Annotated in this window: 27 protein-coding genes and 1 pseudogene; 25 read left to right on the top strand and 3 right to left on the bottom strand. The window is 41.2% G+C overall.

Translation table 11 applies throughout. The features are described 5' to 3' along the window. The first annotated feature begins 111 nt into the window (after positions 1–111). The 16 genes and pseudogenes from L1611_RS06205 to L1611_RS06130 all read left to right on the top strand — a co-directional run bounded on the left by L1611_RS06205 (position 112) and on the right by L1611_RS06130 (position 15,538). Positions 112–2,100: a S9 family peptidase gene (locus L1611_RS06205; RefSeq protein WP_236312235.1), complete on the top strand. Its 1,989-nt coding sequence runs from the start codon at positions 112–114 to the stop codon at positions 2,098–2,100. Positions 2,101–2,412: 312 nt separating this feature from the next. Further along, positions 2,413–2,801: pseudogene (locus L1611_RS06200) on the top strand (HIT family protein). Positions 2,802–2,830: 29 nt separating this feature from the next. Continuing rightward, positions 2,831–3,595, top strand: a complete 765-nt coding sequence (locus L1611_RS06195) for a class I SAM-dependent methyltransferase (RefSeq protein ID WP_236312234.1) — start codon at positions 2,831–2,833, stop codon at positions 3,593–3,595. A gap of 350 nt (positions 3,596–3,945) precedes the next feature. Next, on the top strand, positions 3,946–4,086 hold the full coding sequence (locus tag L1611_RS06190; RefSeq protein WP_236312233.1) for a hypothetical protein: 141 nt from the start codon (positions 3,946–3,948) through the stop codon (positions 4,084–4,086). Between the two features lie 66 nt (positions 4,087–4,152). Beyond that, positions 4,153–5,847 (top strand): M3 family oligoendopeptidase, encoded by a 1,695-nt coding sequence (locus tag L1611_RS06185; protein ID WP_236312232.1) that lies wholly within the window; start codon positions 4,153–4,155, stop codon positions 5,845–5,847. 75 nt (positions 5,848–5,922) lie between these two features. Further along, on the top strand, positions 5,923–6,630 hold the full coding sequence (gene deoD, locus L1611_RS06180; protein WP_236312231.1) for a purine-nucleoside phosphorylase: 708 nt from the start codon (positions 5,923–5,925) through the stop codon (positions 6,628–6,630). 177 nt (positions 6,631–6,807) lie between these two features. Next, positions 6,808–7,542 (top strand): ABC transporter ATP-binding protein, encoded by a 735-nt coding sequence (locus L1611_RS06175; protein ID WP_236312230.1) that lies wholly within the window; start codon positions 6,808–6,810, stop codon positions 7,540–7,542. Next, positions 7,532–8,548 carry an ABC transporter permease gene (locus L1611_RS06170; RefSeq protein ID WP_236312229.1) on the top strand — a complete coding sequence of 339 codons (1,017 nt, stop codon included), beginning with the start codon at positions 7,532–7,534 and terminating at the stop codon, positions 8,546–8,548. The genes L1611_RS06175 and L1611_RS06170 overlap by 11 nt, the downstream gene beginning before the upstream one ends. A gap of 74 nt (positions 8,549–8,622) precedes the next feature. Beyond that, positions 8,623–9,279 carry a TetR/AcrR family transcriptional regulator gene (locus L1611_RS06165; RefSeq protein ID WP_236312228.1) on the top strand — a complete coding sequence of 219 codons (657 nt, stop codon included), beginning with the start codon at positions 8,623–8,625 and terminating at the stop codon, positions 9,277–9,279. Between the two features lie 39 nt (positions 9,280–9,318). Then, positions 9,319–10,059 (top strand): TspO/MBR family protein, encoded by a 741-nt coding sequence (locus L1611_RS06160; RefSeq protein WP_236312227.1) that lies wholly within the window; start codon positions 9,319–9,321, stop codon positions 10,057–10,059. 63 nt (positions 10,060–10,122) lie between these two features. Beyond that, positions 10,123–11,214, top strand: a complete 1,092-nt coding sequence (locus L1611_RS06155) for a class I SAM-dependent methyltransferase (RefSeq protein ID WP_236312226.1) — start codon at positions 10,123–10,125, stop codon at positions 11,212–11,214. 383 nt (positions 11,215–11,597) lie between these two features. Beyond that, a complete protein-coding gene (locus tag L1611_RS06150; protein WP_225065804.1) occupies positions 11,598–11,897 on the top strand; it encodes a metal-sensing transcriptional repressor in 300 nt (99 codons plus the stop codon). Positions 11,898–11,916: 19 nt separating this feature from the next. Further along, positions 11,917–14,340: a heavy metal translocating P-type ATPase gene (locus tag L1611_RS06145; RefSeq protein WP_236312225.1), complete on the top strand. Its 2,424-nt coding sequence runs from the start codon at positions 11,917–11,919 to the stop codon at positions 14,338–14,340. A 26-nt stretch (positions 14,341–14,366) separates the two neighbouring features. Further along, on the top strand, positions 14,367–14,570 hold the full coding sequence (copZ, locus tag L1611_RS06140; protein ID WP_236312224.1) for a copper chaperone CopZ: 204 nt from the start codon (positions 14,367–14,369) through the stop codon (positions 14,568–14,570). A gap of 228 nt (positions 14,571–14,798) precedes the next feature. After that, positions 14,799–15,161 (top strand): YuzC family spore coat inner layer protein, encoded by a 363-nt coding sequence (locus tag L1611_RS06135; RefSeq protein WP_236312223.1) that lies wholly within the window; start codon positions 14,799–14,801, stop codon positions 15,159–15,161. Positions 15,162–15,322: 161 nt separating this feature from the next. Continuing rightward, positions 15,323–15,538, top strand: coding sequence for a DUF2188 domain-containing protein (locus L1611_RS06130; protein ID WP_236312222.1), 216 nt, complete (start codon positions 15,323–15,325; stop codon positions 15,536–15,538). A gap of 160 nt (positions 15,539–15,698) precedes the next feature. Here L1611_RS06130 and L1611_RS06125 read toward each other — a convergent pair whose 3' ends face one another. Together L1611_RS06125 and L1611_RS06120 are read right to left on the bottom strand one after the other, a co-directional pair. Continuing rightward, entirely contained in the window at positions 15,699–16,295 is a 597-nt protein-coding gene (locus L1611_RS06125) for a CPBP family intramembrane glutamic endopeptidase (RefSeq protein ID WP_236312221.1), read from the bottom strand. After that, complete coding sequence (locus L1611_RS06120; RefSeq protein WP_236312220.1) at positions 16,288–17,202, bottom strand: DMT family transporter; 915 nt, start codon at positions 17,200–17,202, stop codon at positions 16,288–16,290. Before L1611_RS06120 ends, L1611_RS06125 begins: the two co-directional genes overlap by 8 nt. A gap of 152 nt (positions 17,203–17,354) precedes the next feature. On the opposite strand from L1611_RS06120, the gene L1611_RS06115 reads away from it, so the two are divergent. The 7 genes from L1611_RS06115 to L1611_RS06090 all read left to right on the top strand — a co-directional run bounded on the left by L1611_RS06115 (position 17,355) and on the right by L1611_RS06090 (position 23,829). Continuing rightward, positions 17,355–19,691, top strand: coding sequence for a putative bifunctional diguanylate cyclase/phosphodiesterase (locus L1611_RS06115; protein ID WP_236312219.1), 2,337 nt, complete (start codon positions 17,355–17,357; stop codon positions 19,689–19,691). 280 nt (positions 19,692–19,971) lie between these two features. Then, positions 19,972–21,006 carry a glycoside hydrolase family 15 protein gene (locus L1611_RS06110; protein ID WP_236312842.1) on the top strand — a complete coding sequence of 345 codons (1,035 nt, stop codon included), beginning with the start codon at positions 19,972–19,974 and terminating at the stop codon, positions 21,004–21,006. Between the two features lie 394 nt (positions 21,007–21,400). Further along, positions 21,401–21,673: a hypothetical protein gene (locus L1611_RS06105; protein WP_236312218.1), complete on the top strand. Its 273-nt coding sequence runs from the start codon at positions 21,401–21,403 to the stop codon at positions 21,671–21,673. A gap of 312 nt (positions 21,674–21,985) precedes the next feature. Next, the gene (locus L1611_RS06100) at positions 21,986–22,207 is read left to right on the top strand and encodes a hypothetical protein (protein ID WP_236312217.1); all 222 of its coding nucleotides are present in this window, start codon (positions 21,986–21,988) and stop codon (positions 22,205–22,207) included. A 5-nt stretch (positions 22,208–22,212) separates the two neighbouring features. Then, the gene (locus tag L1611_RS20640; protein WP_265738376.1) at positions 22,213–22,347 is read left to right on the top strand and encodes a hypothetical protein; all 135 of its coding nucleotides are present in this window, start codon (positions 22,213–22,215) and stop codon (positions 22,345–22,347) included. Between the two features lie 522 nt (positions 22,348–22,869). Next, positions 22,870–23,253 (top strand): transporter, encoded by a 384-nt coding sequence (locus L1611_RS06095; RefSeq protein WP_236312216.1) that lies wholly within the window; start codon positions 22,870–22,872, stop codon positions 23,251–23,253. A 168-nt stretch (positions 23,254–23,421) separates the two neighbouring features. Then, positions 23,422–23,829, top strand: coding sequence for a cupredoxin domain-containing protein (locus L1611_RS06090; RefSeq protein WP_236312215.1), 408 nt, complete (start codon positions 23,422–23,424; stop codon positions 23,827–23,829). A 5-nt stretch (positions 23,830–23,834) separates the two neighbouring features. On the opposite strand, the gene L1611_RS06085 is transcribed toward L1611_RS06090, so the two are convergent. Next, positions 23,835–24,071 (bottom strand): IDEAL domain-containing protein, encoded by a 237-nt coding sequence (locus L1611_RS06085; RefSeq protein WP_236312214.1) that lies wholly within the window; start codon positions 24,069–24,071, stop codon positions 23,835–23,837. A gap of 184 nt (positions 24,072–24,255) precedes the next feature. Between L1611_RS06085 and L1611_RS06080 the strand changes: the two genes are divergently transcribed. Together L1611_RS06080 and L1611_RS06075 are read left to right on the top strand one after the other, a co-directional pair. Then, the gene (locus L1611_RS06080; RefSeq protein ID WP_236312213.1) at positions 24,256–24,633 is read left to right on the top strand and encodes a hypothetical protein; all 378 of its coding nucleotides are present in this window, start codon (positions 24,256–24,258) and stop codon (positions 24,631–24,633) included. 110 nt (positions 24,634–24,743) lie between these two features. Then, on the top strand, positions 24,744–25,430 hold the full coding sequence (locus L1611_RS06075) for an HAD family hydrolase (RefSeq protein WP_236312212.1): 687 nt from the start codon (positions 24,744–24,746) through the stop codon (positions 25,428–25,430). Positions 25,431–25,469 lie beyond the last annotated feature (39 nt).

Raw genomic sequence — 25,469 nt, 5'->3', positions numbered from 1 at the left:
CTGGAGTAATGATTCTGATTACTGTTTTAGCTTTTAACTTTGTTGGTGATTGATTATGAGATGCGTTCGATCCGAAGATGAAATCATAAAGATTTCGAAGGAGGATGAAATATGGATCAATTAAATAGTATTGAAATTGACGATCTATACAACTTGAAATTTGTCAGTGATCCACAATTGTCTCCCGATGGAAACCGCCTGGCCTATGTTGTAAAAGAAATCAATGACCAAAAGAAGTATCAATCAAGCATATATTTGTTGAATATCGGGACGAAAAAACCTGTACGATGGACGAGCGGTAGTTATATGGATTCATACCCGAGATGGTCTCCAGATGGTTCGTCATTGCTGTTTTTATCAAGTCGCTCCGGAAGAAACCAAGTGTGGCTGATTTCGACTGAAGGCGGTGAGCCACAGCAACTTACTGATGAAGAAAATGGTGTGTCCAACCCTTCATGGCATCCAGAAGGAAAATCAGTCCTTTATCAATACACTGTAGAGAAGAAGGATAAAAAAGAACCTAAGCCGATCGTGGTTGACAAATTGAAATACAAGGCCGACGGGAAGGCGGCGTTAACCTCTCAATCCTATGGTCATATCAGTGAAATATCGTTACAGGATCGGAAAATCAATAGGTTGTCTGAAGGGGATCATGATCATCTGAATGCCAACTTTACACCTGATGGCCAGGCAATCGTCTTTTCGAAATTTGAAGAAGATGTTCCAGGGTCATACCGTCGATCCAGCATTTATTATTGTGAAGTTGATGGTACCCCTCTAAGAATATCAGAAACTGATGGAACATATACTCATCCGCTATGTTCACCAGACGGGCGGTACATTGCTTATGTCGGTCATGATCAGCGATATGGCGGAGCAACGTACAACGAAATTTTCATTTATGATCGGGAGTATAGTACCACTCAATGCCTGACTGAAAAACTCGATCTCCAGGTCGGGGATATGATGATCAGTGATTTGCAAGCTGTCGAACCATCACCGGACTTGCGCTGGAGCAGCAATAGTGAGGTGCTCTACTTTTTAGCAAGCGAGTTCGGTAACACAGAACTCTATTCAATCGATTTATTTGGAAATGTTGATAAGATTGTGGAAGGAGACCGTCATATCTTCCAGTATGCTATCGATGACAACAGGAAAGATGTGTACCTTGCTCTAAGTACACCGACCCACCCAGGGGATCTCGTCCGTCATGATATCAATAGTCTAAAAGAAGAACCTCTCACTTTTCATAATAAATCGATGTTGGATAATACCATGTTATCCGTCCCGGAGCCGGTCCAGTTTCCGAGCCAGGATGGTCTTGTTATTCATGGATGGATTCTAAAACCGCATAAATTTAAAAAAAGTAACAAATATCCGCTGGTCCTGGAGATCCATGGCGGACCACACATGATGTATGGGAATACTTTTTTTCACGAGTTCCAGGTGTTGACATCAAAGGAATATGCTGTTTTGTACTTGAATCCCAGGGGAAGCCATGGGTATGGGCAAAACTTTGTCAATGCTTGTTGTGGTGATTATGGCGGTGGAGACTATGAAGACCTTATGGCAGGAGTTGATCATGTTTTAGAAAGTTATGAATGGATCGACCCAGAGCAGTTATTTGTCACCGGTGGAAGTTACGGAGGATTCATGACCAACTGGATCGTCGGGAATACAAATCGATTCAAAGCTGCTGTTACACAACGCTCCATTTGTAACTGGCATAGTTTTTACGGTGTAAGTGATATCGGGTATTTCTTTACCCAGTGGGAGATAGGTGCCCATATGGAGGACAATCCAGAAATGCTATGGCACCACTCTCCGATAAGACTTGTCAAAAAAATCGAAACGCCACTTCTCATCTTACATGGAGAGAAGGATTACCGATGTCCAATTGAGCAAGCAGAGCAATTATTCGTTGCTTTGAAGCAACAAAACAAGACGACACGCTTTGTTCGTTTTCCTGAAGCGGATCATAATTTATCACGCTCTGGAGACCCAGCAATGAGGGTTGCACGGCTGGAACAAATTTTAGGTTGGTTTGACGACTATAGGGTTTCCGTACATTCCTCAGACATGGTAAAAACACGATCATAAGATACTTGAGTCTGACATTAACCACATTTTCCAGGCTTTTATAAAGGATAAGGGAGTAAAAAATTTTGTTTCGATGAAGTGATGTCTAGCTCCATCGCCCAACAACTTGGATCACTTCAGTCCTCTGCGGCAGTCGACACATTGAAGTGCTACTTAAGATGTTGCCCACGCAGAACCGAACTTTATTTGGTTCGAGGCTCCTCACCGGACTTCCAGTTAACCAGGGCGTTTACGCTTTTCTATATTGGTGTGGACAGGAATCCTATCTTCTAAATCGAAATAAGTAGAACAGGACCAAGAGAGGTGGTTTATATGGAGGATTGTCCGTTTTGTAATCCATGTAAAGATCCTGGTCAAAATATTGTTTTTGAGAATGAATTCTGCTATTTCCTACAACATTCGAACCATCAGGAGGTCCTGGAAGGGGCAGGGGTGATTGTTCCTAAGGCTCATCGAAAAGATGTATTCGAACTTAGTAAGGAAGAGTGGGAGGCGACACATGATCTCCTTCAGAAATTGAAGGGATATATCGAAGAGACGTTCAATCCTGACGGTTTTACGTTGGGATGGAATGTCGGAGAGGCTTCTAATCAGTTCATCTTTCATGCTCACTTCCATATCATTTCGAGATACAACGACGAACCAATGCCGGACGTGGCATACGTTACTGGCTGAAACAGCCTGAAAACAAACGTCCATAATCTGATAAGAAAGTAGTGTAAGTAAGCTTATGAATAAGAAAGAAAAACTCGATTATTACATAGACTTATCGAAAAAACCGTTTTCCGGGTGGGATTTTTCGTTCCTTTCAAAATCAGAGAGGGTCAGTTCAGAGCCTCTTCCCTGGAGCTATGGAAGTACAGTTTTACCACTTATCAGGAAAGCACATTGTATGTTGGATTTGGGGACAGGCGGGGGAGAATTGCTTTCTACGTTTCAACCATTGCCGGAGACCACTTATGCAACTGAAGGGTATCCACCTAATATTCCGATTGCAAAAGGGAGGTTGAATTCGATCGGTGTAGAGGTATTTGAAGTTGCAGAGGACAATAAGCTGCCCTTCGAAAATGATTACTTTGACTTGATCATCAACAAACATGAGGCATACTCGGTTGAAGAAATATACCGTGTTCTGAAACCAGGAGGGCACTTCATCACCCAGCAAGTCGGAGGCCAGGACATTAATCGACTGAATGTCCTCTTAGGAGAGGATGAGGACTTTGGGTATGGGTATTGGGACTTGGAATATGCTGAGAAAGAACTGAAAAGTGCTGGCTTTTCAATAACTTCAGCAAAAGAATCGTTTCCTTACTGCCGTTTTTATGACATTGGAGCAATTCTTTATTACTTGAAGGCGGTTCCGTGGCAAGTACCGAACTTCAACATCGAATCTCATTTAAATGAATTGATGGAGATTGAAGATTTACTCGAAAAAGAAGCGTACATTGAATTGAATGAACATCGGTTCATTATTTCTACACTAAAAACGCAGTAATCATGAAAAAGGGGCTGTCCAATAACAACAGTGTGAGACCCTTATAAGCCAGCCCATCTTCATCCATTTCTCCGATTGGTAAGACAGCAATTTATATTGAAATCGGCATAAGGTGCTCTTGTACTTTCGCATAAAGTGTTTTGTAATGGATTATTGATAAAGGCAAGGCTAAATAAACGGTTATTTTATTATACGTCCACCTAATAACCTCAAACTCCCACTTATTATGGTTCCCCTATTACTGTCAACCACCATCTATTATACCTAGAAACATATTTTTAAAAATACATTTATGAGACATCCTGTAAGAATCATAGGATGGAAGGAACAGGGCGGGAAGGGTGAAGGCTATGAAGGGGTTAGATTGGCAGATGCTCGCATTTGTAACAGTATCTCTTTTCCATGATCATTGGGTATACTCAAGGCTCCCTAGACTTTATTATTATGATACGGATTCTTCCTGGAGGAAAGGTGAGGCAAAGGAAGAATAAAAGGTTTTCACGATGGAATCTAGAAAGACATATGGACTGGCAATTTGAAAAAAGGAGACTTCGTATATGAAATTTTCAGATTATAAGTATGAAAGACCTGATATGGAAAAATTTAAACATGCGTTCTTTTCTATATTGAAAGAATTCGAACAAGCTGACAGTTTCGCAGAACAGAATCAACAGCTTGGAAATATCGTCGAGCTCCGTAATGAGTTCGAGTCGATGATGAATATCTGCCATATACGGCATACGATTGATACGAATGATGCGTATTATAAAGAAGAACATGACTTCTTTGATGAAAATTCCCCAATCTATGAAGGATACATATCCAAGTTTTATAAAAAGCTTGTTGATTCAAAATTTCGATCCGAACTGGAAAGGGAATGGGGACCCCAGCTTTTCAAGATCGCAGAACTATCGTTAAAAACCTTTTCTGATGAAATTGTTGGCGATTTGAAGAAAGAAAACAAGCTGGCTTCAGAGTATTCCAAGTTGATTGCTTCTGCAAAGATCGAGTTTGAAGGGGAGGAACGGACGTTAGCACAGATGAGTCCTTTCATACAATCGAAAGACCGGAACATGAGAAAACGCGCAAGCGAAGCCCGATATGGATTCTTCGTTAAAAATGAAGCTATGCTTGATGATATTTACGATCAGCTTGTAAAGGTAAGAACAGAGATTGCGAGAAAACTAGGTTATGATAACTTCGTACAGCTAGGATATGATCGATTGACCAGGACGGACTACACAGCTAACGAGGTAAGTGTGTTCCGTGATCAGGTAAAGGATTATATCATTCCGATCACCCAGAAATTATATGAACGGCAGAAAAAGCGGATCGGCCTTGACAGGTTGGCCTATTATGACTTGCCTTTCAGTTTTAAAACAGGCAATCCTACTCCAAAAGGAAACCCAGAATGGATCATTGAAAATGGTAAAAAGATGTATGCGGAGCTTTCTACTAAAACGGATGAATTCTTTCAATTCATGAATGAGAATGAGCTTATGGACCTCGTCAGTAAACGCGGGAAACGTTCGGGTGGATATTGCACCTATATAAGCAAGTATAAAGCGCCGTTCATCTTTTCTAATTTCGTGGGTACTTCCCATGACATTGATGTTCTGACCCATGAAGCAGGCCATGCATTCCAGGTATATTCCAGCAGGCATTTATCTGTACCAGAATATAGTTTTCCGACCTATGAAGCTGCGGAGATCCATTCAATGTGCATGGAGTTTTTCACATGGCCATGGATGGAATTATTCTTTGAAGAGGACACGGGAAAATACAAGTTCAGCCATTTAAGCGGGGCATTGATGTTCATTCCATACGGAGTTGCAGTGGATGAATTTCAACACTACGTCTACGAGAATCCAGATGCATCACCTGCTGAACGGAAATCTGCCTGGAGGAAAATCGAGCGGAATTATCTCCCGCACCGTGATTTTACAGAAAATGACTACTTGGAACGAGGTGGATTCTGGCATCAACAGGGTCATATTTTCAGGACTCCTTTTTATTATATCGACTATACATTGGCTCAAATCTGTGCACTTCAATTTTGGAGAAAAGCAAACGAAAACAAAGACCTGGCGTGGGAAGAATACCTTCATTTATGTAAACAAGGAGGAAGTAAATCATTTACGGAGCTTGTGAATGTTGCCAACCTCCAGTCCCCTTTCGAAAAAACTTGTGTACAATCTGTTGTTTCTGAAATTGAAAAGTGGCTTGATTCTATTGACGACCAAGCTCTATAATAATGGAGTATTGCATTGGTTCGTCAGAACAGCAGCTACAGCATTGAATAAGATTTCAGAGGAAGGAATGATTTTATGAGTATTCATATAGGGGCCAAAGAAGGCGAAATTGCAGAAACGATTTTGCTTCCAGGAGATCCGCTTAGAGCGAAGTATATTGCGGAAACATTTTTAGAGGACGTGACTTGTTATAATGAAGTCAGAGGCATGCTTGGATTCACTGGAACCTATAAAGGGAAGCGTATTTCTGTCCAGGGAACGGGGATGGGGATCCCGTCCATTTCAATATATGCACATGAGTTGATGGATCATTACGGTGTGAAGAATCTGATCCGTGTCGGCACATGTGGTGCTTTCCAAAAGGATGTAAAAGTTCGTGATGTCATCATTGCAATGTCAGCGTCAACAGATTCATCATCCAATCAGCACCGTTTCGGAATCGATTATTCTCCTACGGCTAATTTCGACCTCCTTCATAGCGCATATGAAAACGCAGTGGAACACGGATTAGAAGTAAAGGTCGGTAATGTGTTCACAAGTGATACCTTCTACAATGACACATTGGATCTGGCGAAAAAATTAGCAGATTATCAAGTCCTTGCAGTCGAAATGGAAACATCAGCATTATATACATTAGCGAACAAGTTCGGGGTAAAAGCCCTGTCTATCCTGACAGTCAGCGACCACGTCTTTACAGGGGAATCGACTACTTCAGAAGAAAGACAAGAAACATTCAATGAAATGATCGAGGTTGCACTCGATACAGCAGTGGACAATCAATAATTGGATTAGAAAGCATCCGTTGAAACGGGTGCTTTTGTTCGTTTAAAAGATAATACTTTTTTACTGTTTTGCAAGACAGAGGGGAAAGATTGCAAAACAAAGAGGAATCATTGGGATAATAACGAATATTTTGAAGTGAGTAATCACTCATTTTTTATCCGGAGAGGTGGATAAGTCATGGACAATACAATGGTGATCGAACTGACGGACTTGACTAAAGCGTTCGGAAGTACGACTGTCATAAAGAAAACATCATTGGAAGTGCAAAACGGGGAGATTTTTGGAATGCTAGGACCATCAGGGGCTGGAAAAACGACTCTTGTAAAAATGATTGCTGGAATAGAAAAGCCTACCAGTGGAGAACTTCGTCTATTTAACGAAAAGATGCCATCCCATAGGTTGATCCGCCAGATTGGATATATGGCACAGACCGATGGCCTTTACCACGACCTTACAGGACTTGAAAACCTTAAGTTCTTTTCTGCCATGTACGGGATGAAAGGAAAGAAGCAAAAAGAGCGGATGGAGGAAGTACTGGAGCTGGTCGATCTCACCGCATACAAACAGAAGGTGGTACGTAATTATTCGGGAGGAATGAAGAGGAGGTTATCTCTGGCAGTCGCATTGCTGCACGAGCCGAAATTGATTTTGTTGGATGAACCGACAGTTGGAATAGATCCTGTTCTTAGGCAGTCGATTTGGAATGAGCTTTACAAGCTGAAGGAAAAAGGGATGACGATTCTTGTGACGACACATGTCATGGATGAAGCTGACAAATGCGATCGTTTGGCGATGATGAGAGAGGGAGCGATCATTGCTGTGGGAAGTCCAGATTCATTAAAAGAAGAGACGGAATCCGAAACGATCGAAGAAGTCTTTTTATATCATGGAGGTGGGAAATATGAGGGTTAAAGCAATCACCGTCCGGATTATCAAACAATTCTTCCATGATAAAAGGACACTGGCGATGATGCTTGTTGCGCCGTTACTGATCTTGACGATCATCTCCCTCGTATTCAATGGGGAAGATTCTGTCCCATCGATCGGAATCGAGCAAGTGCCTGAACCGGTAAAAGAGCTCTTGAAAGAGCAGAAAATTACCGTGAGTGAAATGGACCAAGGAGATGCTGAACAAAAATTCAGGGAAGGCAGTTTGGACGCTTGGATTACGTTAGAGGATAATCAACCGAGAATCGTTCTTGAAGGTAGTGATCCTGGAACAAATCAGATGGTATTGAATATTGTCCAACAAGCTATTCAGTCACCTGGTCAAAAAATGAAGCCTGATGTGGAATACTTCTATGGTACTGAAGACATGACAAGCTTTGATAACTTTGGACCAGTATTGATCGGTTTCTTCGCATTCTTTTTCGTATTCTTGATCGCTGGTGTTTCGTTTTTAAGAGAAAGAACAGGAGGAACATTAGAGAGATTGATGGGGAGCCCAGTCAAAAAATCAGAGATCGTTATCGGGTATCTGTTGGGGTTCGGCTTTTTCACGCTGATCCAATCCACTCTGATCGTCATTTATTCGATTTATGTCCTCGACCTTCTAATGATTGGAGATTTCATCTGGGTTCTGGCTGTGACCTTGCTCTGTGCTTTTACGGCATTATCGCTCGGAACACTTTTATCAACATACGCTCATAATGAATTGCAGATCATTCAATTTATTCCAATTGTGATTGTGCCCCAAGTTTTCTTTTCAGGATTGTTCGATTTAGAGGCTATATCGGATTTGGTCAGCTGGATTGGCCCGATCACTCCGCTCTACTATGCAGCAGATGCGCTGCGGGATGTTATGATAAGGGGACTAGGTTTTGAGGAGATTGCGATAAATCTGGCTGTTTTATTTGGGTTTTCATTGCTCTTTTCAGCAGCAAACATTCTGGCGCTACGAAAATACCGCAGCTTTTGATAGGAGTATCGACTATTTAGACGAAACCAAGAATATGTAGACAAACAGTAAAGTTCGATAAAGGAGTTACTCGTATGGATTTAAACAAATGGGCGGATGATTTTTTCTCATTGATGGATGAAGAAAAGATGAGCGGAAAACAAAAAAAGATTCTGATCGCATCGATAGAAGTATTCGCAGAAAAAGGCTATGCTGCTTCGTCTACCTCAGAGATTGCAAAGAAAGCGGGGGTGGCGGAGGGAACGATATTCCGGCACTATAAAACAAAAAAGGATTTGCTGCTGTCAATTGTTGCGCCGGTGATGGCGAAGTTCATGGCACCTTTGATCGTAAAGGATTTTCATAAGGTGTTCAAACAGGAATTCAATTCTTATGAGGAATTTGTAAGAGCCTTATTTCACAATCGAATTACTTTCATAAAAGAACATTTATCTGTGGTAAAGATCATGATCCAGGAAATACCTTTCCATCCTGAGTTAAGACAGCATTTTAGCCGAAAGGTCATGGACCAGGTAGTGTCAAGGATTGAGTCAATCATCATCCCATTCCAGGAAAAGGGTGAATTGATCAACCTGCCGCCGAAGTCGATTATCCGATTTACTGCTACATCCATTATGGGTTTATTGTTCGGGAGGTTCATCCTATTTCCTGAAAACGACTGGGACTTGGAACAGGCGATTGAAGAAACGATTCAGATGATTTTACATGGGGTAGAGGGAAAGGGAGACTAAGACATACTTGTCAGAGGTATGTAAGAGGTAGGTGATAAAATGAACAAAAAAGCAATCGTTTTATACATACTGTCTGTACTATCTTATCTATTGATGATCGGTGTAAATGCCTATAGGAACATCCGACCCTTGAACGGTCAATCCACAGGGGAGATCTCTGCACGTTTCGGTGTATTATTTACCCCTGCTGGGTATGTTTTCTCCCTCTGGTCTGTCATTTATACTTTATTAGCAGTTTGGCTTGTTTATCTGTTGTTTCCGAAAAGCGTGAACCATAACGTATTTCAAAAGGCAGGTCTTTGGTTTGTATTAAGCTCATTGTTGAATACGATCTGGGTCGTTCTATGGTATTATGGATACTTCAAATGGACGATTGTTGTCATGATCGGCTTATTAGTATCGCTGATCATCCTTTATTTTAAGATCCAACATTCGTCTGGACGCCGGTTGATGGATCGTTTGCCATTTTCTGTATACCTTGGGTGGGTTTCAATAGCGACCATCATCAATGCGAGCATCATCCTCGATTACAACAACTGGGGGCTATGGGGGCTCTCTGAAATGTCATGGACGTCCATCTTGATAGTTGCAGGTGCTTTCATAGCCATTTTCTTTTCCTTTAAAAATAACGATTTGATCTTTCCCCTTGTGTTTATTTGGACGTATATTGGGATTGCAGTCGAGCATACAGATGTTCCACTTGTAAAAAATACCGCTATGTTAACAGCTATCATGCTAGCAGCTTTCATCATCTTCCGGGTCTTCACCCGAAAACGGTGAAAACGAATAATAGTCAGAAGATTCCAAAATATCCATTGACTCGTTTTATATGCTGTGTGTAATATGGAATTTAAGAACGTGATGGACGGGGGAATCAATATGGCGGTCATTCATATGGAAGAAAAGACATCAAGAATGCCTTATGGTGAAAAGGATTTTGATAGTACAGAAGTGTTGTCCAGTTATCGTATCGATCTAAGGAATCCTGGAAATGAATTAGCTGACAGATTTATTAACGCTGATCTCGTAAAAGATTGGTCGAAGCTGTCATGGAAAGAGGTGGGTAAGCCTTACGAAATAAAGACAATATCGGTCGATCGGACCAATTGGGAAAGAGAACACCAACAAACAATGCCGGTTAAAACGTCTTGGGAATATTTCAACCGATCCTTCCATGAATGGTTTGTAAAAGATGTGCCTAAAGAACGTAGCAAGGCAAAAGAAAATCTTATAAACCACCTTAAACAATTCAAAAAGCATGAGATCCAAGAAAGTGTTGGGGAACTGATCCGCCTTTCTCTCTGGAATTATATCCACCGTATCGAAGACGGCATTTGGGATCCGAGAGGAAAAAAAGCTTTGTTCGAAGGGCTTGATGTTGAGAAGCCAAACATTCTATTCCTTGGTGCTGCAGAAGGATACGAGGCGATGCAGCTGCAGGCGATGTACCCAGGTGGACAAGTAGTCATGGTTGATTATGATCTTTTCTGTAAGACGAACCGATTCGCTGAGTTTCCAGATACATATCCTTTCTTAGGGACGAATCCTCAGACCGGAAGCCCAAGAGTATGGTATAAACACCAGATGAGCATCGATTATGTCGTAGAGGATATTCGTAACTTGAAATACGGGAAGGAATTCGATATCGTCATCAGCGTTGGGTTACTCGAGCATGTGCCGGACGCTTATAAAGAAGAGATCCTTGATTTCCATCGCCGTTTTTTGAAGCCGGGAGGGTATGTAATCATGACAACTCCAAGGAATCAATGGAAATCCCGTATGTATTATCGTGTCATGGCGGATGTGATGAACCATACGTACCGTGAGTTAATGGATATACGGCAAATGGGGTTGTATATTTACCAATCAGGATTTGACATTTTAAGGCATGGTTACATGAAAGTCCATAATGGAATTGTTGCCAGGCCAAGATGAAGGAAATGGGGAGATGCCCATTTCTTTTTTGAAAGATAAAAAATTTTGTATCGATGCTAGCTCCATCGCCCAACCACTTGGATGACTTCAGTCTTCCAGCGGCAGCGGCGGTATCCTCGTCGGACCTCCAGTAACCTTCGTGGTTAACCAGGACGCTTGCGCTCACTGGCAATGTTGTCTCGGATCGACCCTTCCTTGGCTTCCAACATCGGTTTAAAGGACGAGTACTTCTAGTCGATCGCTTGCCTGATGGACTTTTCCTTGCTTCTTTCCCATGAGTCAATTCCTTCTCAAATCCAAATTCACAAACAAAATACTTGAATAATATACTGTAGGGGGGTATAGTAAGAAGTGTAAAGAAAAACATGAAAGAAGGTGGAACGATGGAAGAACATGATTCACCAATCATTCCAAGAACAGAAAATGAAAAGATCAAAATAAAAAATCGGCTTAAACGAATAGAAGGCCAGGTTCGTGGACTGAACAAAATGGTTGAAGAGGATCGTTATTGTATGGATATCCTTGTCCAGATCTCAGCAATCAATTCTGCTCTAAAGCAGGTGGGTTTTTCTTTGATGGAACGCCATGCGAACACTTGCGTTAAACATTCCATCGAATCGGGTAACGGCGATGAATATATTGAGGAATTGATGAAGATTGTAAGACAGTTTTCAAAGTCATAAATAAAAAGCAGGTGTACACATGAGTGAAGCACTAGAAAGACAAAAACCGTGGCAAGTCGAAAAAATACCCATTACAGGTATGACTTGTTCGGCTTGTTCAAGCCGTATCGAAAAAGTATTAAATAAAATGGATGGTGTGGATGCATCCGTCAATTTGACGACTGAAGAAGCAACGATCAAGTATGATCCGCATTCGGTGAAAACCGAAGACATCATCAAGAGGATCCAAAAGCTTGGTTACGATGTGCCGACTGAAGGACTAGAACTCGATATTCAAGGAATGACATGTGCAGCATGTTCAAGCCGTATCGAGAAGGTGATTGGAAAAATGGATGGCATCCAAAGCATCAACGTCAATTTAACAACAGAGACGGGTAAAATCGAAATACAGCCTGGGGTTGTTAGTGAAGAAGAAATTCTTCAGAAAATCGAAAAGCTCGGGTACAAGGCAGAAGTGAAACAGGATAGAAGTACGAAAGTAGAGAAGAAAGACAGGGAAATGAAGAAAAAGCAACGGACGTTATTGATCTCCATCTTGCTTTCTGCACCTTTATTGTATACCATGTTTGGGCATTTGCCTTTCACTTCAGGAATTCCTGTGCCCCATTTCTTGATGAACCCCTGGGTCCAATTCGCATTAGCGACTCCAGTGCAGTTTTATATCGGTGGCCCGTTTTATGTCGGAGCATATCGGGCCTTGAAAAATAAAAGTGCCAATATGGATGTGCTTGTTGCGTTAGGTACGTCCGCGGCCTACTTTTATAGCTTGTTGGAAACATTGAGGAGTGCCTACTGGCCGGGCTACCATCCCCAATTGTATTTTGAAACGAGTGCGATATTGATCACTTTGATCTTAGTAGGTAAGTATTTCGAATTTCTTGCGAAGGGCCGAACGACTCTAGCAATCAAATCACTTCTCAATCTCCAGGCAAAGGATGCTACCCTCATTGAAAATGGAGTAGAAAGGAAAGTAGCTGTCGATCAAGTTCGTGTCGGCGACCATTTGCTTGTAAAACCAGGAGAAAAGATTCCCGTGGATGGGGAAATCATGAAAGGACGTTCTTCAATCGATGAGTCGATGATCACAGGTGAATCGATTCCAGTTGAAAAAAACATTGGTGATTCCGTAATCGGCTCGACCATCAACAAGAATGGCACGTTGACGGTTGAAGCGACTAAGGTTGGTAAAGATACGGCACTTGCAGGCATTATCAAAATCGTTGAGGAGGCACAAGGATCCAAGGCTCCGATCCAACGGATGGCCGATGTCATTTCTGGCATTTTTGTGCCGATTGTCGTAGCAATCAGTGTTGTCGTTTTCTTCATATGGTATCTATTCGCAGCACCAGGGCAGCTTACTACAGCACTTGAAGCATCCATCGCTGTACTCGTCATCGCTTGTCCTTGTGCGTTAGGTCTTGCTACTCCGACTTCGATCATGGTCGGGACAGGAAAAGGTGCAGAACAGGGAATCCTTTTCAAAGGCGGAGAGTTTTTAGAAGGTACCCATCGAATCGATACAGTATTATTTGATAAGACTGGGACGATCACAAAAGGGAAACCTGAGGTGACGGATTGGATTCCATTGAAAGAGGACAATGATTTTCTGAGTTTGCTCGTATCTGCTGAAAAGGGATCAGAGCATCCGTTAGCAAATGCAATTGTTGCTTATGGCGAGGAACATCAGGTTGAAATGTTGGAACCAGATCATTTTGAGGCAGTACCGGGACATGGAATTGTGGCAGATATCTCATCTCGCAAGGTTCTTGTCGGAACACGCAAACTGATGGAACAACATCTCGTCCAGACTTCAGAATATGAAGGCGAGATTAAAAAATTGGAGCATGAAGGAAAAACAGCCATGCTCATGGCGGCCAATCAGGAATTGGTTGCTTTCGTTGCGGTGGCCGATACGATCAAAGAAACATCAAAAACAGCAATGGACCAGTTGAAGCGAATGGGAATTGATGTCTACATGATTACAGGAGACAATGAACGGACTGCAAAAGCGATTGCTGATCAGATCGGTATTGAAGGTGTTTTTGCTGAAGTACTGCCAGAAGAAAAATCTGAGAAGGTACGCGAACTGCAGTCCCACGGTAAAAAAGTGATGATGGTTGGCGACGGGATCAACGATGCGCCTGCATTGGCACTTGCCGATATCGGGGTTGCGATCGGGACCGGTACGGATGTTGCTATCGAAACTGCAGATATCACCCTTGTCGGCGGAGACCTGACATTATTGACTAAAGCGATAGCCCTCAGTAAAAAGACGATGAGGAATATACGCCAAAACCTATTCTGGGCATTATTTTATAACTCTGCAGGCATACCGGTAGCCGCGCTCGGTCTGTTAGCCCCATGGGTCGCTGGGGCGGCGATGGCATTCAGTTCAGTTTCAGTAGTAAGTAACTCTCTTCGTCTAAAAAGAGTGAAATTATAAAAACAAATTTTATAGGAGGAACGGAAATGGAAAAGACACTCGAAATTAAGGGAATGACTTGCAACCATTGCAAGCAGTCAGTAACGAATGCGTTGCAGGAATTGAATGGAGTTAACCATGTAGAAGTGGACTTGAATCAAGGTAAGGCATATGTAAAATATGAAGAAGGTAAAGTTACAGAAGCACAAATGAAGGACGCTGTAGAAGATCAAGGTTATGATGTGAATTAAACCATGCAAGAGCCGTTCCAACAGGACGGTTCTTTTTTTGGTTTGACACATAGACATAACTCATTTATCGGTGGAGTTCGGAAATTTATCGGTGGAATTCTGAATTTTATCGGTGCAAATCGAAATTTTATTGGTGTAAATCAATGATGAATTATTTCAAAAGCTTGTATGAAAAAGAAACAAGGATAACCCTGATTGAATAGATTGTGGAAAAGGACGGTGATTCACTTGTCTAATTCAGAATGGGATTATGATGTGGGTTATTCTGGCTGGGGCGAATGGGTACCCCGACTTCCAATCTCGACCGATCCAGAAGACGTGACGAAAATGAAGCACTCTGCAAAAAGCTTTTTACGGCCAGCAAGGGATCTACAGGGGTTTCTGGAAGCTGTGGCAGAAAAGAAAGGATTTGCACAACTACTGAAAAAAGCGGCAGAGTTGAACGAGAATGAAAAGGTCGATAATTTGATCAAGTCTACAGGAGTCGTGACTGATTTCACGACAAACCTGACTCCAGATGGAATCCGAATCACTTTTCAACCTGATGATACGGCAGCTTGTTTTCACATCACGCTGTCTTTATGTTGGTAAAATCCAACCTTAGACCTCAACAACCAAAAAAAATTGGGAAAATCTATGATTAAATACGCAGTTTTTCTGCATGAAATTCAACCTACTTTCCCAATACAACAGTAGTCCAGGCTGTGGTAGGATAAAAGTACCTTAAAATAATTGATAAAGGATGTGGGAAAATGTCTAGAATGATTGTAACCGTAAAGCGAGGAAAGAAGTGGGCAAATATTTTAGACGGGAATTACCGATCCTCTAGTACGCATCTTACCCAACAGGATGCAATTGAAGTGGCTAAGTATCGAGCACAGCAAAAAGGCTATGAACATGTCATTTACCGCAAAGATGGAACGATCCGCGAAATCAATAAGTACTTGCCTTTAACCATTCAACAATAAAGGAACATGACTATCGAATTCCATACAAAAAAGGAATGATCCGAAGGTGAACAACCTTTAATAGATCACTCCTTTTTTCATGTCGGTCATATATGTCGATTCGTCGTTAAACCCGCTATCTTCGTCAATAAATCTGAAACCAAGATTTAAACCGCCTGTCTCACATCAAAGGAAAAATGAGAAACAACAATAGGTCGAAAGCCAAATGAGAAAGTAGAGGGACCAGGATGTTCTTCGTCTTTTCATAAAGGATGCCCCATGTAAAACCAGCAATCAGCGCTGCCCATGCTAGAAGGATGCTACCAGATGCAAGATGAGCGAGAGCATACAATAATACGGATATACCTAATCGGAAACTTACGGACCCTGATAACCGGTTCTGTACATAACCTCTCCAGAAGAATTCTTCAGCTGGAATAATGATCGTGAAAACGATGAGAGTGTGCCACCATATTTCAGGTGAAATCAATCCATAAAGACTTTCCAATCCTTCAAATAAACCAGGCATGAACACGAGTACCAGCAGTTTTCCAAAGGCAAAAAGTCCAAAGAGTAAAATCCCGCTTCCAATACCAATAGCAATCTGTTTTTTACTTAAGATTCTTAACAACAGTTTTCCTTTTACAAGAGCGAAAAGCAGCAATCCCCCTTGCACAAGGGGAAACAGAACCCAGAAATTTCCTCTTGATTGAAAAGCATATCCTAACAGAATCCATGCAATCAACACGATCATAAGAGGAAGGATATTCTTAGACATTTTGCTTCAAACCACCATCAGCACTTTTCAGGGTGAGGCGCTTCCGTTTTAAGAAAACATAGATCCCAAAAAGGATGATCGCACCACCGGTAATTTGTTCTAGCCGAACGGTTTCATCCAAAATGAAATAGGCAAGGATCGAAGCCCCGACAGGCTCTCCTAATATCGACATGGAAACAACGTTCGTACTTACATGTTTCAAAGCCCAGTTGAAAATGGTATGTCCTAGCAATGTAGGGAAGATCGCCAAAAGCAAGAAATACACCCAGTCTCCCTCTGGATAAGGTCCCAGTGAGTATCCGAGAGATAAATCATAGATGAATAGGGTACCTGTCGCCATTCCATAGACTAAGAAAGTGTATGTCATCAGATGGAGGCGTTTTCGCACCGTTTGGCCGAATAGAAAATAAACGGTTACAGCAACTGCCCCCAGCAGTGCAAGTAGATCCCCAAACAAAGCCATTCCGCTCATCCTGAAATCTCCCCAGCTGATCAGGATACTTCCGCTTATTGCCAACCCTCCGCCGATAAAAGCTTTTAAGGAAAGCTTCTCTTTAAAAAAGATGTAGGTTCCAACAAAGGCAAATATCGGCTGTAAAGCGATAAGGACGACTGAGCTTGCCACCGATGTGTAATTCAATGATTCGAACCATAAGATGAAATGAATTGCTAGAAATATCCCCGAGAATAAGCAGAAGAGAAGATCCCTCATCTCAATCTTCTGGAAATCCTCTCTAAAATATAAAAAGATGAAAGGAAGCATCAACAACGTTGTAAACAATAAGCGATAAGTAGCGATCACAGGTGCAGGCGCTGTAGAAAGCTTGACTAGTATGGCGGAAGTAGAGATGGATAATACTCCGAGACCGATTGCGATATAAGGATTGATGACTGGTTCTTGTTTCAAGAGATGACCCCCATACCATTTCAATTACTAGTTGTAGTTTATCACGCTCGAATTCTAAGAGAAATACACAATTCTAAATAATATGCTAAAGAAAAGTCGATAATTGTCGATATAAAATATGGAAACAAGCTCAATGTTGGGGGCATTTATTTATGACTCTGTTGCGAATTCAGATTGGTGTTGGCTCGGTTGTATCCTTCATGTTGATGATCTATCTCCTAGATGGGGAAGCAACGCCGCTCTACACAGAATCTATATCATATATGTTCGGTTTATTGTTTTTAGCTAGTTTTGTAATGTTATATAGAGGGTGGAACCATAGGAATCACCTTACCAGGACCTTGATCAAATTTATAAGTGTCAGTATTTTTTTCTTTGGACTGGCTGAGTTGATCAAGTCTATCGGTGGAATAGAACAACTTCATCCGGTTGCAGATACGTTTTGGATCATACATATTTTACTTCTCTCATTCGGATTTGTGTTCGTACTGGCAAAAGTGCGATCAAATTTTCAAATGAGTTATTTGCTTTTTGACCTTCATATTACCATAACGGTATTGGGCGCGATCTCCTACGTAACGTATGAAAAAGTCTCTGGAAATGTTTTGTTTTTACATGCTGTTATCTATCCACTAGGTGTCCTTTATGTATTATTCATCCTGGGTACCTTATTTTTGATTAATGATAAACCTATCAGAAAGTCAATTTTGAATGGCCTGGTTTTAGGGCTGTCCATTTGCTTGTCATCGGACATCTTCTTCCTTGTCGATTCATTGGATGGGACGGTATTACAAGAAACGTATCTTTTGCTCGATGGATTAGGCATTTTTATGATTGCCTCATCATTTCATAGAAAACAAAATGGTTTTCTCACTCGATATCGGGACCGAGTCACGATATCCTACTCACTCTGGGAGATCATCAGGCCGATCATCCAATATACCGCTGTTCTTATTCTTCTGTACGATTTTTTATTCGTCCATCCAGATAACAAAGTGTTATTTGGAAGTTTGATCGTAACCTTTGTATTGGTCATTTGCCGTGACATTATCAGCGTCATTCAAAATCAATCCCTTGTAAAACATTTGAAGCTTTTTAATCAGCATCTTGAAAAGAAGATTGGTGAACGTACCCAGGAATTGACGGATTCCCATAAAGATCTGGAGGACGCATTCAAGCAGATCGAATATATCGCACGCCATGATACATTCAGTCGGCTACCCAACCGCAAATATCTTGAACAAACAATAGAGTGGAAAATACTTGATTCAAGCCGGTCGCGTACGATGGTATCTCTTATTTTTATTGATGTCGATCGCCTGAAGCATGTGAACGATACACTCGGCCATTCAGTAGGGGATCAGCTCTTATTACATATCATTAAAAGAATCAAAAGCTGCCTGCCGGAGGGGGCCTTCATGGCCCGCCACGGGGGAGATGAATTTGCCATATTGATAGACGGTATTTATTATGACGATGAAATTAAAGAATTGACGGCAAAAATCATTCATTCGCTTGACCCTCCCTTCCACATCAATGATAAAGAATTGTCGATAACACTGAGCATAGGGGTGTCAATCCACCCGGAACATGGTGATTCTGTTGAAGAGTTGATGAAACATGCAGACCTTGCGATGTATAAGGCGAAGGAGGATCGACAAAGCAAAGTCGTTTTCTATTCAACTGAAATGGACGAAGAACTTGTTGGCAGAATGGAGCTTTTGACGGATCTTCATACTGCCATCAAACGGGAAGAATTCCTCGTCCATTATCAGCCTCAATTTGATATCCATACAGGAACGCTTTCAGGTGTTGAAGCCCTTGTACGCTGGGTACATCCTTTGCATGGTTTGGTTTCTCCGGGTGAATTCATCCCACTTGCTGAGGAATTCGATTTGATCATACCGATCGATGAAATCGTGATGAAGACAGCGATCCAACATTTCAATGAATGGGAAAAAGAAGGGATAGCTCCTCCACGTTTGAGCGTGAACTTATCACCCCAGCAATTTGCACAGGGAAATCTTAGTTCAAAGATTTCGATGATTTTGATGGAGACACGCTTTCCAGCAGAAAAATTAGTGATTGAAATTACAGAGAGCATAGCGATGAATAACGAGGAATACTTAACAGCTCAATTGCAAGAAATTGCTGCGATGGGCGTACAGATTTCGATAGATGATTTCGGGACCGGCTATTCTTCTTTAAGCTATGTCAAAAAATACCCATTGAACCAATTGAAAATCGCACGACCTTTCATTATGGACGTGCCGGCTAACTTCAATGATACCGCTATGATCAAAGCGATCATTGATTTATCTCATCACTTCAATTTATCTGTGGTTATAGAAGGAGTTGAAACAATTGAGCAGTTGAAATTCCTTAGAACTATGAATTGCGAAGAAGTCCAAGGCTTCTATTTTTCAAAACCGTTATGCCGTAAAGACTTGGAACAGAGTTTTTTGCTACCATTGAAACAAAGCGTTTAGCACGGAAGGTTTGGCTTGTTGTCATTCCTTTATAGTCATAGGTTCTGTTATAATGCGAATTGCGATCCGCAAGCCTCCTCTGACAACACCTGTCTAAAGCTTAAAGTAACACGGAATTGCATTCATTTGGGCTGACATTTGGACGGCTAATGAATACGATATTAAAGGCAATGCAGCACTATTGATGGTTTTCATCCTCTTTTTCACAACCAAGAGTAAATTGTTGAATTAAGGGAATAAAGGAAGTAACAAGGTATAAGAAAGAGGAAGGATTTTGATGATGGAAAAATCAAAACTATACGATGTGTTGGAGACGATGAGGCTCCCGAATGGAGCCTATCTTGCAAGTCCATCCAAGCATTATTCTTATGTATGGATTCGCGATGTATGTTATGCGGCACTTCCATTTTTATATAATAACGACGGCAGGTTCGAAAAAGCGTATTATGCCCTTTTAGACTTATTCAGGACCTATGAATGGAAAATCGATATTCATCGGTTCCAACGACCTGTACACCGCTATGAATATATTCATGCCCGTTATTCTCCTGATCTCAGGGAACTTCCTGTCGAGTGGGGGCATGCTCAACATGATGCGATTGGAAGCTTCTTGTGGGGAATAGGTGCCGGTTTAGCACGAGGAAAGAAGATGATCCGGGATGAGAAAGACCGGGTCATGATTCAGAAGCTTGTGGATTATTTGAACTGCGTGCAGTATTGGTCTGATGAGGATAACGGCATGTGGGAAGAATATCAAGAGCTTCATGCATCCAGTGTCGGAGCGTGTGTTGCGGGACTGAAACAGGTGCGGATGCTTGTCGATGTACCAGATGAGTTGATCAAAAAGGGGGAAGAAACGCTTAGATTCTTACTTCCTAGAGAAAGTCAGACAAAAGAAACGGATCTTGCGTTATTGTCTTTGATCTATCCTTATCAAATCGTGTCTAGAAAAAGTGCACTTGAAATAGTAGCGAAGGTAAGGGAACAACTGGAAAGGAAATATGGCTGTATCCGTTATGAAGGGGATCAGTATTTTAATGAAGGTTCGGAAGCTGAGTGGTGTTTCGGTTTCCCATGGTTAGGTCTATGTTATGGACAGTTAGGTGACATGGGTAAAGTCGAAGAGTATTTAAGAAAGACTGAATCCATTGTTCCGGTGGATGGCAAAGTTCCGGAACTTTACATCGGCGGTACCGACAAAGCGAATGAAAATACGCCCCTCGCCTGGGCTGTTTCGATGAGTATCCTTCTTATCGAATATGCGGAAACATTGAACAATGAAATTAGCGAGAACACAGAAACTTCCCTTGGTTAAGGGAAGTTTTTTATAAGGATAAGAAAGTGTAATTCCTCCTCATCGGACTTCCAATGCCCTTCGTGGCTGATCAGGGCGTTTGCGCTTTTCTTGATGTCTAGCTCCAACGCCCAACCACTTGGATCACTTCAGACCTCCTGCGGCGGCGACAGCCTCCTCGTCGGACTTCCAGTGACCTTCGTGGTTGATCAGGGCGTTTGCGCTTTTCTTGGTTCCTGGATCAAACAAGTCCATACCACTGTTGGATTAACTTTTTTGAAGGAACGTGTCGAAACAAACATATATTGACATAAAAATTCAATTAAAAGAATTTTTGAAAATATCTAAATTCATGCTTTTTTCTTGGATAGAATCTGTTACAATAGAATCAATCCAAAATAGGAGGGAAACAAGTTTGGAAAAAATAAAACTAGGTCAACCTCCCCACTGTCACAAGGTTTCTTTTGATGGTAAAGCATTCAAAATCAAAGGAATGGAAAATGTTGTTGTCCCGTTATCCGAGACAGAAACAGCGCAAATCGATGTTTTGAATGAAGAAACAGGAAATTTGAAACTTGTCGGAAAAAACACTATTTTGGCTCAATTAGAACTGCCACTCAGGTACTGTGAAGTCGGCCAAGGGTGGGTACTAAACAAATTATCAAAAAAGAAAAGGAAATCAGGATAATAAAATAACACCCAGGGCTGACACCTTTCGTCAGCCCTTTTAAGTTGCAGGTCGCTTCCGCTTTTCTTTCGCCTGCGGGAAGCGAGTATATTTCCAAATCCTAAAACAACAACCTATACGAAAACCGCCTAAGTTATAAAAGAACCATGCTACATTTTTCAAATTGAGTATGAAAATCATCCATTAAGTCAAGGTTAGTAATAGATCTTCAAAGTATGCGTAAAAATAAAAGTAGCTGTGTCTGTTCGATAGACAGTCAAACCGCTGTACCAAAAATGGTGTAAAAAAAGCTTTTTATAAGGAGTGGTAGTAATGAATAAAGATTCTAGGCGTGATAAAAGGCAGCCTGAATTACATTCCGATTCCGCCATTAATCCTGGCTTCGGTACGGTCGCCGAAAATGAAGCTGACCAGTATTTCATGGATGGATCAATGGGAAATTCAATTGTAGATTTTGATGAAACCGACGCTGCGGTTGATGATATTGATGATAGGGATATCATTCAGTATACGAAGGACGGAAAAAGGAGCTGACACTAATGAAAGATCAAAATTATCCGGTAGCGGATGTTTCGAAGGAAATGTTGGATAAGATTCAAAATTATGAAAAAGAACTGAAGAAAGAAAGCAATGAAGAGATCATACTCATTGCTTACCAAAAAGAACGCAGCTGAAACATTGACCTTGAAGGATGCACTAAAGTCCTTTTAGGTCATCTTCATTTCCATTCATTACCTTATACCTGGATCTGTGTCAGCTTGTCTTTTGTCCTCATTTGGAATTGGATCGGTAAGACCATTGGAATACAATAAGATGTTCTTTTATAACACTCGGGTCTTTGGTGTAGTCATGGTGGGAGATAGTTCAAAGCAGTAAGGGCATTGTTCATATGATGTATGGATCAAAAAATGGACATGTTCTTCGTCTGTACTGTCTTCACGGATAGTACTTTCATAATTAGGGATGCGACATTCATCACAAACATAAGAGGAAAGATGAACCGTTTTTTTCTTGTGATTTATGATGTATTTGGACACAGTACACCTCCTGAAAGAATGTTTATATACATATTCGTGAAAATTGGATATTTTTCGGGTATGGATAGTTAAGATATGGAAGATGGGTAAAAGCCTGCACTCTAAAGTTTCAATTGACATATGATAGTCTGAAACCCATATTGAAGGGGGAGTATGTCTTTGAATAATCGGCAGAATCCACTTGCTTCCATAATGCAAAACATTCTCGGCGGAGGAGGCCAGCAGCAAATCGGCCCCCCACCCGGTCCGCCTTTTCCTAGTGGAGGTGGACCTCCGCCAGGACCGCCTCCGAGTTTTATACCGAACCAGTCACCATCTGCACTTCAAGCAAGTCCAGGTACGGGTACTTATGCGGTAGACCCTGGCGCATTGAGGCCTTGTTTACGAAGGTACGTCTACATTTGGTTGAGAGGCGGATATTCTTTCTGGGCTTGGCTCACATTTGTCGGAAGGAATTCTGTTGCAGGCTATCGATGGACAGGACGGAGATGGGTATACTTCGGAATCGACCGCCGCCAGATTGTTTCATTCGTATGTTACTAAGGAAAAAAGACTGATCAAATAGAGAGCAATACTGCGGTTGGAATTTTAACGCATCAAGTATTCTCCCTGATTTGGTCAGTTTTTTTTATTTAGTATGAAAAGCAGTATTAGCGAAAATATAATAACAATATGGTAGAGACCGATGGAAATGCTGGAGGGACCACTTTGATGCATAAATTTATTCTTTTCATGCTCGGAATAATGTTTTTGGGAGCTTGTGGAACAGCAGACGTGACAGAAGATGTACCTTCTGATTCACCGGTGACAGTTATTGAGGTGGAAGCGGAGAATTGGCAGTTCAATAAGAAAGTATATAAAGTTTTTGCTGACCAACCCATCACGATCAATTTCAAAAGTGAGGAAGGTGAGCATGAGTTTGCGATAAAAGGAATGGAAAAGGTAAGAATCAAAGGTGGAGGGTCCATCAAAAAGATATTCGAGGCGGGGGAATATCAGATCTATTGTCCGATTGCCCAGGCAAAAGGGCATTATGAAATGGTCGCAACGCTGATCGCTGTCCAAAAAAATCAAGTACAGCAAAAGGGGCTGACATTGTCCGCCCCTTTAACGATTTAGAATAATCAATTATTGCTGTACTTCTTTTTGAATTGTTCAGCAAGACGGTAAAAAGACTCCTTGTCATTGCGTTCAAGTGCATCGTCAATTCTCTTTCTGAGTTTTTGGCTCTGATGTTGAAATAACGATTCGTCCAATTGAAGTCGGGCGGCAAGGGAAACAAAATACTGTTCGGCTTTTCTCTGTCTCAATTGTGCCTGTTCTTTCATTTTAGCCTGAAAAGATGAAGTATGCTTATTCATGAGGATTCCTCCCAAACCCTTTTAGTTATTATCTAAGATATGCAATCCGATGTCAATTAGTTTTCAGAATATTACATTAATTTATTTTTTTTTGTGGAACAGTTTTTTATTGCGATGGATTCGAATAAATCTGTCTAACTTGTTCAAAATAAAATAAAACAATCGGACCAGGGGGTTGATCGGGTTGGAACGAAAGCCGTACTATATAACTGTTCAAGTTGGGATGCAAAACGCTGAAATCCGCAATAGTAAAGGTGAATCAAGCTACGACTTTGAAGTGCATGCGACGGAAGACGAAGCGGCGTTATTGAAGGACTTGATGGAAGAGGCGTATCACTCTGACACGATCGGTTATTTCCATTCTCATTTTTTTGCAAATGTCATTGATACTGCAGACCGTGACCATATGATTTATGATCGTCTCCTAAATGAAATTTACCTGACCATTTATGATTTAGGAACGGATCAGACGAAAAAGGATATTGAAGAAATGGGCATACTTGAACGTCTTAAGGAAGTTAAACCTAGTCATAATCCTACAGATCCAAATCTTCTTCAATAAAAACTGGCTCAATCGATTGCATCGGTTGAGTTTTTCTATTTAGAATGTATTCTATCTGAAAAATCAGCCTTTTCATGTATACTTTATTTTAGATACTGATGGGAGGGTAGATGGATATGATCAAAGGATTGATGTTTGATTTGGATGGGACACTGCTGGATCGGACAAGATCGTTACAAGAGTTTATTAATACACAATATGAACGTCATGCTGACTTATTGCAAAAAGTTACATCACAAAATTACGTGGAAGATTTTCTGGAATATGACCAAAACGGTTACCTACATAAAAAACATGTTTATCGTAAACTTGTTGAAAAATATAAACTCGATCACCATTTGTATGATATTCTGTTAGCCGATTATTATATGGAGTTTCATGGCCATTGCGTTCCAATGGATGATTTAGATGTTTTGATTTCCTATCTGAAAGAGTCTTCCTTGATGAGCGGCTTGATGACAAATGGGGAAACCATATTTCAAACGAAGACGATCGAAGCACTTTCGCTGGAGGATGTTTTTCATTGTGCGTTAATTTCTGAAGAAGAAGGAATCAAAAAACCATCTCCAGAATTTTTCTATCGAGGATTGCAACAGTTGGATCTTCAATCAAATGAAACGATTTTTGTCGGCGATCATCCCTACAATGATATTCAAGCAGCAAAAAAATTGGGGATGTACACGATCTGGGTCAAGAGCATTTATTATGAAAAGCCGAAGGAAGCGGATTTTATGATAGATTCTTTATCAGAAATACCTGAGATCGTTCAGTCTTTACTTAAAGGAGGATCAACATGAAAATAAGTAATATATCGCTTGCACTGATTTTATTATTAG

It is taken from the genome of Pseudalkalibacillus salsuginis, from assembly GCF_021646685.1.
In the GTDB taxonomy this organism is placed as follows: domain Bacteria; phylum Bacillota; class Bacilli; order Bacillales; family Fictibacillaceae; genus Pseudalkalibacillus; species Pseudalkalibacillus salsuginis.
This window is presented reverse-complemented; position numbering and strand designations above follow the sequence as displayed.